Annotated in this window: 13 protein-coding genes; 9 read left to right on the forward strand and 4 right to left on the reverse strand. The window is 67.9% G+C overall.

Going from position 1 to position 11,828, the window contains the following annotated elements:
* Positions 1-22: 22 nt before the first annotated feature.
* Genes Ate02nite_RS29085 through Ate02nite_RS29110 form a run of 6 tightly spaced genes read left to right on the forward strand, consistent with a single transcriptional unit; the run spans position 23 to position 7,925 of the window.
* Complete coding sequence (locus Ate02nite_RS29085; protein WP_203811018.1) at positions 23-1,816, forward strand: hypothetical protein; 1,794 nt, start codon at positions 23-25, stop codon at positions 1,814-1,816.
* Positions 1,817-1,824: 8 nt separating this feature from the next.
* Positions 1,825-2,547, forward strand: a complete 723-nt coding sequence (locus tag Ate02nite_RS29090) for a vWA domain-containing protein (RefSeq protein WP_203811019.1) — start codon at positions 1,825-1,827, stop codon at positions 2,545-2,547.
* Positions 2,540-3,379 carry a protein phosphatase 2C domain-containing protein gene (locus Ate02nite_RS29095; protein ID WP_203811020.1) on the forward strand — a complete coding sequence of 280 codons (840 nt, stop codon included), beginning with the start codon at positions 2,540-2,542 and terminating at the stop codon, positions 3,377-3,379. The genes Ate02nite_RS29090 and Ate02nite_RS29095 overlap by 8 nt, the downstream gene beginning before the upstream one ends.
* A gap of 3 nt (positions 3,380-3,382) precedes the next feature.
* Entirely contained in the window at positions 3,383-4,903 is a 1,521-nt protein-coding gene (locus Ate02nite_RS29100) for a hypothetical protein (protein WP_203811021.1), read from the forward strand.
* Positions 4,900-6,402, forward strand: a complete 1,503-nt coding sequence (locus tag Ate02nite_RS29105; RefSeq protein ID WP_203811022.1) for a DUF4407 domain-containing protein — start codon at positions 4,900-4,902, stop codon at positions 6,400-6,402. Before Ate02nite_RS29100 ends, Ate02nite_RS29105 begins: the two co-directional genes overlap by 4 nt.
* Positions 6,399-7,925 (forward strand): hypothetical protein, encoded by a 1,527-nt coding sequence (locus tag Ate02nite_RS29110; RefSeq protein ID WP_203811023.1) that lies wholly within the window; start codon positions 6,399-6,401, stop codon positions 7,923-7,925. The genes Ate02nite_RS29105 and Ate02nite_RS29110 overlap by 4 nt, the downstream gene beginning before the upstream one ends.
* 3 nt (positions 7,926-7,928) lie before the next feature.
* Here the strand turns inward: Ate02nite_RS29110 and Ate02nite_RS29115 are convergent, their stop codons facing one another.
* Positions 7,929-8,267: a hypothetical protein gene (locus Ate02nite_RS29115; protein ID WP_203811024.1), complete on the reverse strand. Its 339-nt coding sequence runs from the start codon at positions 8,265-8,267 to the stop codon at positions 7,929-7,931.
* Positions 8,264-8,989 carry a CHAT domain-containing protein gene (locus Ate02nite_RS29120; RefSeq protein WP_203811025.1) on the reverse strand — a complete coding sequence of 242 codons (726 nt, stop codon included), beginning with the start codon at positions 8,987-8,989 and terminating at the stop codon, positions 8,264-8,266. Before Ate02nite_RS29120 ends, Ate02nite_RS29115 begins: the two co-directional genes overlap by 4 nt.
* Positions 8,990-9,119: 130 nt before the next feature.
* Between Ate02nite_RS29120 and Ate02nite_RS29125 the strand changes: the two genes are divergently transcribed.
* From Ate02nite_RS29125 to Ate02nite_RS29135, 3 genes are read left to right on the forward strand one after another with little or no spacing between them, the layout of a single operon-like run.
* A complete protein-coding gene (locus Ate02nite_RS29125; RefSeq protein WP_203811026.1) occupies positions 9,120-9,620 on the forward strand; it encodes a SigE family RNA polymerase sigma factor in 501 nt (166 codons plus the stop codon).
* Positions 9,617-10,087, forward strand: coding sequence for a hypothetical protein (locus tag Ate02nite_RS29130; protein ID WP_203811027.1), 471 nt, complete (start codon positions 9,617-9,619; stop codon positions 10,085-10,087). The genes Ate02nite_RS29125 and Ate02nite_RS29130 overlap by 4 nt, the downstream gene beginning before the upstream one ends.
* A gap of 33 nt (positions 10,088-10,120) precedes the next feature.
* Positions 10,121-10,693 carry a TetR/AcrR family transcriptional regulator gene (locus Ate02nite_RS29135; RefSeq protein ID WP_203811028.1) on the forward strand — a complete coding sequence of 191 codons (573 nt, stop codon included), beginning with the start codon at positions 10,121-10,123 and terminating at the stop codon, positions 10,691-10,693.
* Here Ate02nite_RS29135 and Ate02nite_RS29140 read toward each other — a convergent pair.
* A complete protein-coding gene (locus tag Ate02nite_RS29140; RefSeq protein ID WP_203811029.1) occupies positions 10,636-11,478 on the reverse strand; it encodes a pyridoxamine 5'-phosphate oxidase family protein in 843 nt (280 codons plus the stop codon). The two genes, Ate02nite_RS29135 and Ate02nite_RS29140, sit on opposite strands and share 58 nt — an antisense overlap.
* A 32-nt stretch (positions 11,479-11,510) precedes the next feature.
* On the reverse strand, positions 11,511-11,816 hold the full coding sequence (locus Ate02nite_RS29145) for an EthD domain-containing protein (RefSeq protein ID WP_203811030.1): 306 nt from the start codon (positions 11,814-11,816) through the stop codon (positions 11,511-11,513).
* Positions 11,817-11,828: the final 12 nt, after the last annotated feature.

The raw sequence follows: 11,828 nt of genomic DNA on the forward strand, positions 1-11,828 counted from the left end.
GACGACCATGGGGAGTAGCACGGTGGTGCGAGCATCTGACGGCTACGACGAGTTCGGTAACCCGGAGGGCCGCGCCTTCGATCTCGGCGGCGGGGACGAGGACCGCATCCGGGGCGAACGGATCCTGCTGTACCACTGCCCGATCGTCGACGGGCCGGTCGCCGAAGCGGGGCTCCAGCGGTTGCTCGCCGACCGTGGACTGACCCTGGACGTCCGGCACGGACCGCGGCACGGCGGCTGCGACCTAACCGATCAGCTGCTGTCCCAGTACACCCAACTCTGGTTCCTCTCGGGAGCGGTTCCCACGGTGAGCCCCCAGCAGATCCAGATGATCAGCGACTACGTCGCGGCCGGCAACGGACTGGCGATCTGGGCCGACAACGAGCCTTTCTACGCGGACGCAAATCTCCTCGCCAAGGCGTTGATCGAGACCGGTTTCAGCGGCAACAAGCAGGCCGACCATGTCATGGTTCCGGGCTCGGAACACTCGCCCGGATTCTTCATCGAGCATCAGCTGACGCAGGGGGTGAACAACCTCTACGAGGGAATCACCATCTGCACGATCCACCCCGCTCCCGGGGTGACCATCCTGGGCCAGAGCCACGACGGCCAGCAGTGCCTGGGATGTTACGAGGATGAGAACCGGCGGATTGTTCTCGACACCGGCTTCACCAAGCTCTATCCCGATCGGCTCCATCGCAGCGCCGGCCTGGGCCGCTACCTGTCCAACATCGCGTTCTGGCTCGCGAGGGGCAGTCGGGACGTCGAGTATCGCCTGCTGACCACCGGTCGCACGAAGATCGCGGCGATCGGGCCGGGCGCGACCTCACCGCCGTACCCGTTCGAGGTCAGCAAGGCCGCCGCGACCACGTGCATTCTGCAATGGACCGGGCCGGGGGCACTGGAATTGTCCGTGCGGGCGCCGGATGGGACCCGCGCCAGCCACCGGTCATCCCAGAGTCCGATCCGGGTGGGCCTGCAGGCGTACCTACCGGGCACCTGGTCGGCTGAGGTCACCGGGGTGGACGTGCGTTCCGCTCAGCAGTACGTCCTGACCGCAAGCTTCGCGACCGACGTGCGCGCGCCCGACACGACTCGCCGCCCGGCGGTGCAGACTGACGCGGCCGGACAGATCGTCATGCCCTTCTACGTCCTCTGCGACGTCTCCGGGTCGATGGCGCCGGACCTGACCGACTTGACCGAGGGCCTGCACGCACTCCACCGGGGACTGCTCGCCGAACCGGTCATCAACGACCTGGTGATGATGAGCGTCATCACGTTCAACGACAGCGCGCGCACCGTGGTGCCGCTGGCCGCGCCGGAGGACATCAGCCTGCCGGTACTCCCGGCCCCGGTGGGCCTGACCAACTACAGCGCCGCGTTCCGCGAGTTCCACCAGGCGTTTGAGGCCGACCGGACCCGGTTGAAGGGCGAGGGGAAGCGGGTCTACCGCCCCTGCGTCTACTTCCTCACCGACGGCGAGCCGACCGACCAGAACTACCTCCAGACATTCCAGGCGCTGCTGACGCACCAGAACAACCTGGCGTACCCGTACATCTGCGTCTTCGGTTTCCGCGATGCCCAGCCGGCCACGTTGGAGGCGATGGCGCACGCGGACGCCGGCGGCTCGCACAAGAGGGGTCGCTGGTTCGTTGCCGAACGAGGTCAATCAGTGAGCCAGACCCTCACGGCTCTGGTCGGGGTGATCGGGAAGTCGATCCTTCAGTCCGCCCAGAGCGCCTCGAGCGGTGTCCCGGAAGTGAACCTACCGACGCATGTTCCCGGCATGACCGGCAACCGATCGATCAGGAGTTGAGAGCCACCGTGACCGAACACAGCGAGGACCGTAAGCCCGAGGGTGAAGGCCAGATCATCATGCCCTTCTACCTTCTCTGCGACGTGTCCCTGTCGATGACGGGCGACATGGATGAGCTGAACAAGGCGTTGGGTCAGCTGCACCAGCAGCTTCTCGGCGAACCCATCATCAATGACCTGGTGATGTTGAGCGTGATCACCTTCAACCACGAGGCACGCACGGTCGTACCGCTGGCCGCGCCGGAGGAGTTGAACCTGCCGGCGCTGTCGGCAGGCGGCGGCACAGACTTCAGCCCGCCGCTGCGCGAGTTCCATGCGCGGTTCAGCACCGACCGGGACCGGCTCAAAAGTGAGGGCAAGCGGGTCTACCGGCCGTGCATCTACTTCCTGACCGACGGCGAGCCCAACAACACCAGCTACCAGGCGACCATGGCGTCGCTGATCACCAAGGAGAAGAACGCGGCGTATCCGTACATCTGCGCGTTCGGGTTCCGGGATGCGAGCGCACAGACCCTGCAGACGCTCGCGTACCCAGACTTCGGCGAGAACAACAAACGTGGCCGGTATTTCATCGCGAAGGACGGCGCCTCGATCACCGACGTGCTCCAGGCGATGGTCGGCGTCCTGGCCCGGTCGATCCTTCAGTCGGCCAGCAGCGCCTCGGCGGGCACACCGCTTGTCGCGTTGCCGGAACCGAACGCCGTGTCCAAGATGGGTGGCAGCTTTGTCTGAGACCGGCCTGGTAGTGATCGGGGATCCCGGCCGGACGGCCGCCGCGATCGGGCCGTGTGCGCCGACATACTTCCCCGACTCGGCCGATCACGAGCTGACCGAGTGCGCGGTGCCCGGTGCCCAGGTCCGCGCGGCCAGTGTCCGTGGGCTCATGCACCGCCACAAGCGGGAACCCCGGCAGGACCGCTTCTCGGTCGTCTACGACGACGCCACCTCGACCCTGGTGATCGTCGTGTGTGACGGCGTGGGCGAGTTCGCGCTTTCCCAGGAGGCCGCGGCGTTCGTCGCGCTGGACACGCCGCGCGCCTACCTGATGCATCGCGACTGGCATGCGGCGGTGGCCGAGGTCAATCGACGACTCGCCGACGTGGTCGACTGCGCGCCGCATCGCACCCGCCTGCTCACAACCCCGGATCACGGGATGGCGACGACGCTCGCCGCCGTAGCGATCCACTTCGGCCAGACCGAGCGATTGGCCTCGATCGCCTGGGCCGGCGACACCTCCGTGTGGTTCCTCGACAAGGGCGGCTGGGCATCGCTGACCGACGAGAAGTCCGACGGCGATCGGGAGGCGCCCGACTCCGGCCGGGTGCAAGCCCTGCCGGCGGTGAGCCCCCGGCTGACCGTCGCCCAGATGGAACTGACCGACGGGGCGTTGTTCGTCACCACGGACGGCATCGGCAACCCGTTGCGCGATGCGGAACAGGTGCGGGACGCGCTGGCCGAGTGGTGGGCGACCCCGCCGGACGTGTTCACCTTCGCCCGTCAGGTGGGGTTCGCGCGGAAAAGCCACCTCGATGACCGCACCGCGGTCGGAGTCTGGGTGTCCTAGCCCGTGATCACTATCGATGTCGATGCGCTGGGCATCCCGCCGGGAACCAAGCCGTTCGCTGATGGTGCGGTCGGTGCGCTGTTCTACGTACCGAACCCGGTTCCCGGATTGGAGGGCCGGACCCTCGTCTTCAAACAGGCCAAGCCGCAGACCGACCTCCCCACGGGTTTGGATCGGACTCAGGTGCTCGCCCAGATGCGCGACGTGGTCGCGATGCGCGACGCGATGACGATCGCGGAGGTAGCGGATCTGGACGACGTGACGGTGTGGCCGCTGGCGGTGGTGCGGGACGGCGGCAACGACGACGGCATCCTTCTCGACCTGATCGCCCCGGAGTTCTTCGTCGCGACCAAGCCGTCCAACGGCCTGGCCGGTAAGGCGCTGTTCGAGCTGCAGTTCCTGTGCACAAGCGCGGGATATCTCGACAAGATGGGCATCAGTCAGTCGGTGACCGGCGACTTCGTCATGCGGCTCGCCATGGCCGCCCGGCTTGCCTACGCGATCGAGATCGTGCATCGCCACCCGGTGGTCTTCGGCGACCTGCATGCCAAGAACGCGGTCGCCGCCACCCAGCCGTTTGCCCGGGTGCTGCTGATGGACTGTGACAGCGTCGCCGAGCTCAGCGACAGCGGACGCGTCCAGCTGCACGGCCCGTGCTTCACCCCGCCGGAGATCGCCGCCAAACAGCAGAAACTCCAGGATCAGAAGACTGACGTCTACAAGCTCGGGCTGTGCATCATTCGGATCCTGTCCCCGGGAAAGGGCGGGACCCAGCAGACGGACCCGGTCAATCCCACCGCCATTCCCGGGCTGCTCGACCACGAGGGCATCACGCTGCTGCGGCGAGCCGCGGGCCACGCCCGGTCGGAGCGCCCGACGGCAGCGGAGCTGCGGGAGTACCTGGTACGCCGGGTGTACAGCCTCGTCACCTTGCCGGAGCTGACCTCGGCCACGCTCAGCCACCGCGTCGCGCTCCGCGGCTCGGACATCTTCGTCCGCTGGGAGCAGCAGTACGGCACCGAGGTGCGGATCTTCGGAGCCGGCGGCTGGCTGCTCGACGGGATCGACCCCGGCAGACATGCCGCCGGTTACCCCATCAAACCCCCGACTGCGGGTCCGATCGACGTCGAGGTGTGGAACAAGCACGGACCCTCGCGCCGTGTACGGGCCGGATATCTCGACTACTACGAGCTACCGACGCTCGACATCGCCGCGCAGTTGCGCGGTATCCCCCGGCCCGTGATCAGCGACCTGCCGGCACTCGACGCCGGCGCATTCCAGGCACTGCAGCCGTACCCGGTCGCCATCGGGCCGGACGTGAACCTCGCCTACCCGGCCCTGGCTCTCGATTACCCCGCCACGCCCCACGGTCTCGCCCCGGGTGCCCCGGCGGAGGCCGTCGAACGTGCCCAACACCGGGCGAACGCGGCCATCGACCAAACCGTCGGCACGGCGATGAAACGCCTGACCAGGGTGTTACGCGGGCGCCTCGACAAGGCTCCGAACAAAGGTGATCCGAAATGATAGATCTCGACCGGCACTCCACCGGGACACTGCTGTGCCGGCTTGGTGGCGCCGATGCCGGAGTGCTGAGCCTGGCACCGAAGGCCCGCCGCGAGTACATCGCGCTGGCGCTGGTCATGCTGGCTACCGCATCCCTTGCAGTGCTGTCGATGGCGTTCGCTATGACCGACGGTTTGAAGGCGAATCCCGTGGTCGGGGTGCTCATCGGACTGTTCTGGGGCGCAATCATCCTGACCGTCGACCGCGCGCTGATCATCAATCTGAAGCCCAAGGGCGGCAAGGGACGCATGTTCCTGATGATCGTGCCTCGTCTCCTCATGGCGGCGCTGCTCGGTCTGGTCATCTCCACTCCGCTCACCCTGCGAATCTTCAACGACGAGATCGCGGCGCAGATGACCCACGACCAGATCGCCGCGGCCAACACGGCCGCGAAGGAGCTGGCGTCCGGCGACCTGACGGGTCTGTTCAACAGCAAGAACGCCGAGGTCAAGAAGTACGAGGAGATCGTCGCGGGCCGGTACACGTACACGGCGCCCGGGCTCACCCAGGCACAGCAGGAATACGACAAAGCCAAAACGGCCTACGAGGACAAGCAGAAGGACGCCGAAACCGCGTACCGCAGGTGGCAGTGCGAGCTTTATGGCGTCGGCTGCGAAGCGACCAGCAAGAAGAGGGGCGACGGGCCGCTGGCACAGGCCCTGAAGAAGGAGTACCAGAACCGCAAGGCGGAGGCGGGGCAGGCCGAGGACCTGATGAACACCCAGCAGTCGGCGCTGCTGAATGCCCAGAAGCAGAACAGCGACGACGGCGAGACGGCCCTTGCGGCCGCGCAGGCCGACGCCGAGAAGCAACTGGCCGTTCTACGACCGCAGCGGGACAACCTGCAGCAGCAGTTGCAGGCGCTGAACGACGCGGCGCAAGCCAAGCGCCAGGACGGCCTGCTCGCCCAACTGGTGGCGCTCGGCCACCTCGACGACCAGAGCAAGCTGGCGCTGATCGCGCATCTGCTCCTGGCCGCGCTGCTTTTCATGATCGAGCTGTTGCCGGTCGCTATCAAAACGCTCATCGCCGCCGGCCCTACCACCGTCTACGAGAGGGCCGAGAAACTCGACGACGACCTAGTGATGAAGCTGGCCGCTGCAAGAGCCAACCGGGAGCAAGCAAAACAGGCGGAGATCGACCAGCGGGCGATCGACAGTGAGGTACGGGTCGCGAAGAAGGTCCAGGAGAAGGTGGAGGATCTGGTGACCGAGATCGCGATGGTGGCGGTCGATCAGTGGGGCGAAGAGGTGCGGCGATCCGCAGCCAGCTACACCCATCAACAACAACCGCCTCCGGTCCAGAACGGTGGGGGGTGGCATCCCCAGATACCCGGGCAGCAGCCCGGCCCCTACAACCTGCCGCCGGTGCAGAACCCGCCGGACAAGAACGCTCGGCAGCTCGGCAACAGCGGGCAGGGCGGCAACGGGCAAAACGGCGGTGGAGGTTCCCAGCCATGACGACGACCAAAATCGTGCCGCACTGGGGCAAAGACGCCGATTGGGCCGGTCTCCTGCTGCTCATCGTGCCGGCCGGGCCGTTGCCGATAGCGGTGGCGGAGCTGGCCCGGTTGGTCCGAGACCGGATCGAGAGCGACGCCGCCCTCTACGACGTGGTGACCGTCTCGCATGCTCCGTCGCCGTCCTGGTTCCCCGCAGCGGCCGACTGGCAACGAGGGCTGCTTGTCTCACTGGTTCGGGCGGCGATGCTGGACGGACACTTCCTCGCACCTCGCGGCATCTTCGTCACCTTCGTGGTCGGTGACTCCGATGAGGAGGTGCAGCGGGCGTACTCGCGGCTGCGTGCGAGCGAGTCGTTCGATCGGCTCCGCTCGATCAGCTATGGCGGCCGACTCGGCCGGGATTCTCAGCATGGCGGTATCTCGGCGGCCACCGTCGAGGCGATCTCGCAAGCGGCGTCGAAGGGTATCGCGGCCTACGAGCAACGCCCGGAACTAGCCATCGGCGAGAGCCTCTTCTGTGCTGAGGTCGACCGGCTGATCCAGCAGGGTCTGCTCAGCCGCGAGGAACTCCAGGTGGAGCGGCCGACGCCGCCCGCTCCGGTGCCGCCCAGTCCGCCCGCCCCGACGCGGGTCGTCCCCTCGCCAGCGATGCCTACGGCCTCCGGCCTTCCGACGGCGCCGCCCCGCCGACAGCCGCGACCTCCGGTGTTCCACCATGGCGATGACACGGTCGTGGTCGACAACCGGTCGCCGCTGAGCCGCCTCCGTGGCCCGGCACCCACGGACGCCGACGCCATCGAACGACTGTCGGCGATCACCGATGCGGTGTCGCTGGCGTGCTTCGTGGTGGTCCCCGACGAGGAGGCCGGCGCGCGCAAGGCCGGCCGGGACCACCGGGCACACGCCCTGGGTTTGGACCGGTTGCTGGCAACGGTCGCCGGCGATGCCCTGACCGGTCGGCGCATGCGAGTGGCGGTAGAGGTGATCGCCGCGCTCGATCCGCTGCGCAAACTGGGTGTGCTGCGGCCGGCCGGCGAGCTCACCGGTGGCGACCTGCCCAAAGTCCCCGCCGAGCTCTTCGATCATGGCAGGACGGTCAACGGACTCCTCAAGGCGGCGCAGAGTACAGCGATCGCGTTCCAGGCCCACGGCGTCGAGGTCCTCAGCCTGCACTACATCTTCCTGTCCAGCGTCGCGCTGGACAACGCGAACACATCCGGAGCCGAATGGAACCGGCTGCTCGAACACGCCCGTGTCACCTGGATCGAGATCGGCCCCAACCAGCCGGCCGACAATCCGGAGCCACTGGAAATCGCTCCCTCGCCGTACGGCTTCCATCTCGTTTCCGACCGGTACGACGTTGACGCGATGGTCGGGGAGGAGTCGGCGATCCTGTATCGATATCGGCAGCCAGATCCCGAGTCGCCGGCCCCCGCGGCACCACCGGCGGCCGGCGAGTCAGCGGACACGGCGGCTGGTCAGCGCCGAAGGTGGCTGCCTCGCTTCCGCCTTCGCCGCTGATGGCTACCGCAAGCGGCCGCGTACCCACTTGCCGATCATGGAGAGGGTGATGATGGCCAGGACGAGAAAGATCCCGGCGTGCCACTGGTCGGCGCTGGTGTTCTTCCCCGTGTAGGAGAGCATCCCGTAGAAGAAGAAGATCACGTCGATGCCCAGCACGATGAGAACTGGCTTCGCGCTGGGCCGGGCCGAGCCATTGTTGATCTTGATGTGGCCCTTTTGCGTGGCGTAGACGTTCCCGCCCATGTTGTATTGATTGCCACTGTTGTTCGGGACGCCCGGCTGGCCGTTCCACGGCGGGAGACCTTGCTGTCCGGGGTTGCCGTTGCCCATCGAGCTCATCGCGGTCCTTCAGTCAGAAATGGTTTGGCGTGCAATCGCGTCGAAAGCTCGGGGATGTGCCGCCCGGCCAATCCGTGTATCGCCAGCGCCGCGGCCGCCTGGTCGAAGGCTTGCGGCACCGGGCAGCCAAAGCCAAGCGCCAGATAGAAAGCGGCGGCGAACACCGTGGCTGCTTCGTCGCTGACCGGCGCATTCATGCCGATGACGTAGTCAACGTGCTGCCCGATCGCCCGAACCGCGGCCGCCGACCAGCAGGCATTGAGGAGCACGACCCGGATGCGGTGATTTGCGACGCGAAACAGCTCGCCGAGGGCGTCCGCGCTCACCCTCTGCTCACGGCCGCGCCCGGCAGCAAGCACGATCTGCCCCGCGCTGTCACCGTGGCCGCTGAAGTGCACGATCTGCGGCTGGTGCTGATTCAGGTACTGCAGCAGATCCAACGGCCGCACGGCCCAGCAGGTGATCAACTCGTACGCATCACGCTCATCGGCCAGCCGGAGCCGCTCGCCGATCTGCCGCGCCTCCTCATCAATGGCAAGCCGCCCGGAACTGACCGGATTCGCTGCGAGCATGAGGACACGAATCCGGTCATCGGCCGCCGCCTTCTGCGTCACGGCTCGCTGTTCCGGCGGCTGCCCGTTGATGTTGATGTCGCCCCGCTGGGTCGCGTTTATGGACCCAGCACCGTGGACGGTATTGATCTGGTCGCCTACGTCCCTCATAACATGACCCTGACGGACAGCTTTCCGCAGGGCCGTGGCACTGGACCCGGAAGTTTCCGGCCGGATCGCAGCGGATCCGGGAGCCGGGTCGTCAAATGGGGTGACTTCCCATCGACCCCGGAGGATCCCGTTGGGTGGCAACGATCGCGACTTCAGTGACTTCGTCACCGGGGCCGGCCCGGCGCTGCTGAAATCGGCGCGCCTGCTCACCGGCGACTGGCACCTCGGCGAGGACCTGGTGCAGACCGCGCTCGTGCAGGTCTACCGGCGCTGGAGCCGGCACGAGGAGTGGGACTCGCCGCTGGCCTACACCCGAGCCACCATGATCAACACGTTCTGCACCTGGCGGCGGCGACGCTGGCACCGCGAGGTGGCCACGGCCACGCCGGTGCCACCCGCCAGCCCCGACACCGCCGACCGGGTGGCGGCCTCCGACGCGCTCGCCCGGGCGCTCGACCGCCTCGACCGGCGCCAGCGGGCGGTGATCGTGCTGCGGTACTTCGACGAGTTGTCGGTCGCCGAGACCGCCGCCGTCCTGCGCTGCCCGCCGGGCACCGTCACCAGCATCGCGTCCCGTGCCCTGGAGAAACTGCGCCGCGAGGCCACCCTGGAACTGGAGGACCGGCGATGACCCCGTTCGAGGACGACCTGCGCCGAGAGCTGCGTTCGCTCACCGACAACCCGCCACCGATGAACAGCCTGCACGAACCGGTGATTCGCCGGGCCCGGACCGCCCGCATCCGGACGATCGCGGCCCTGTCGATCGCCGCGACCGCCCTGGTGGCCACCGCCGCATTCGCCTGGCCCACCCCCGGCGCCGGCCCGGCCCCGATCCCGGCCGCGCCCAGCGCCAGCCCCTCCGCCCTCGCCTATGCCCATCAGCTGTACGTGCATTGCGGCATCCGATACGCCAACTTCGAGGGCCGATGGTGGCAGGCAGTGCACCTCGGCGAGGTCCCCATGCCGGGACAGATCACGAACTACCTCGTCGGCACGATGACGCTGGTGGATGCCGATCACGCGACCTTCCGGAGCGAGCATCCGGCCCTGAGCGCCGATTTCATTCCCTTCGTCGGCGAACCCCCGCCGTGCCAATAGGCATTTTTACCGTACGTTCGGTAACATTCGACCGTGGGTCGCGCACCGAGCATCGACGACGACGTACTGCTGGGCCATCTCGCCGAGGTCTTCCGCCAAGCGGGCTACGAGGGCGCCTCACTAACCGCGTTGTCGTCGGCGTCGGGCCTGCACCGCGCCAGCCTCTATCACCGCTTCCCCACCGGGAAACCGGGCATGGCCGCGGCGGTCCTGGATTCGGTGGAGCAGGCGTTCGGTGCCATCCTCGACCCGTTGACCGCCGAGGACGACCCGTCGGCCGCCGTCCGGGAGATGGCCCGCCGGGTCGGCGCGTTCTACGCCGACGGGCGGCTGGCCTGCGTGCTCGACACCATGACGCTGAGCGGCGCCCCGGACGAGATCAAGGTCCGGGCCGCCGGCCTGGCCACCACCTGGCTGTCGGCGATGGCCGGCGTCGCCCGGCGGGCCGGCGCCACCGAGCCGGACGCCGCACGCCGGGCCCGAGCCGCGCTGGTCCGCATCGAGGGATCTTTGGTGGTCACCCGGGTGCTGGCCGACCCGGCCGAGTTTCAGCTGGCCCTGGCCGAGCTCCCGGCCATCCTGATCCCGAGCGACCCCGGCCGGTAGACCACGTCCTCGATCTCGAACTCCACCGCCCGTGACCCGGATTCCTCGGCCCAGCGGACCTCGGCACGGCCGGTCAACTGGAGTGTCGTCCCGGTCGCCCAGTCGACGAACAGCAGCGCGGCCCGCGGGTCCTCGGTGATGTTGCCCAGCGTCATCAGCATGCCGTTGCCCCGGTAGTCGGGCCAGCGCAACCGGTTCGGGGACAGTACCTCGACGAACCCCGGCTCCCCGCCCCGATGCGAGACGTCGAGGTCACCGGACTCGGACACCGAGGCGACGAAGAAGGTGTCGGCCCCGGCGATCAGCGCACTCACCCCCGGCCCGGCCTCCCCCTGCTCCGCCCGGCCGGCCACGCTGCGCCGCTGGATGTACTTCGGGCAGTTCGGGAAGCTCTGGTCGATGGCCAGCCGGAGCCCGTCCGGCCGCGGCGTCGCGGTGCCGTTCATCCGCAGCCGGACGCGCGTCCGCAGATCGATGGCCAGCAGCCCGAGCTTGCCCTCGTGGCGGGTCATCGGCTCGACCGGATCGTCGGCCGCGAGCCGGGCCCGGACCAGCACCGACTCGTCGTCGGGGGCGCTGACGAAGCCCGGCGCCCCGGCGAACATCGACGCCCAGAGCCGGCCGTCGTCCGCCTGCGCCCCGACGACCAGCAGGTACTGCTGGGCCAGGAAGTCGTCGGCACCGTCCGGCAGCACCGGCTGGACCAGCCGCGAGACGGCCGTCGCCCGCGCGCTGAGCCCAGCCTTGGCCTGAACCGCCAGCTCCCCCCAATGAAAAACCGTCATGCCCCCATTATTACCAAACGTTTGGTAAAAAACTAGGCTGCTTCGATGTCGGAGAACAGGCCCTTGAACGGGACCTCGGATCCCACCAGCGCGCCGAACAGTTCGCCGGCGGCCGGGGTCGTGACCGCGGCGGAGGCGTCGTCGTAGCTCTCGAAGTAGAGGTCGAGCGTCCGATACGCCGGGGTGGGCGTTCCGTCCTCCTTCGGCCACACCTTGGCCGATTCGAGCCGCTGCAACTTCGGCAGCTTCTCCGCCGCCGCCCGCATGTCCGCGAAGACGAGCTCGAACGCACTCGGGTCGGCCGGGTTGTCGATGATCAACGTGATCTTGGTTGCCATTTCTTCTCCTAA

Origin of the sequence: Paractinoplanes tereljensis (genome assembly GCF_016862435.1) — a bacterium.
Classification (GTDB): Bacteria; Actinomycetota; Actinomycetes; order Mycobacteriales; family Micromonosporaceae; genus Actinoplanes; species Actinoplanes tereljensis.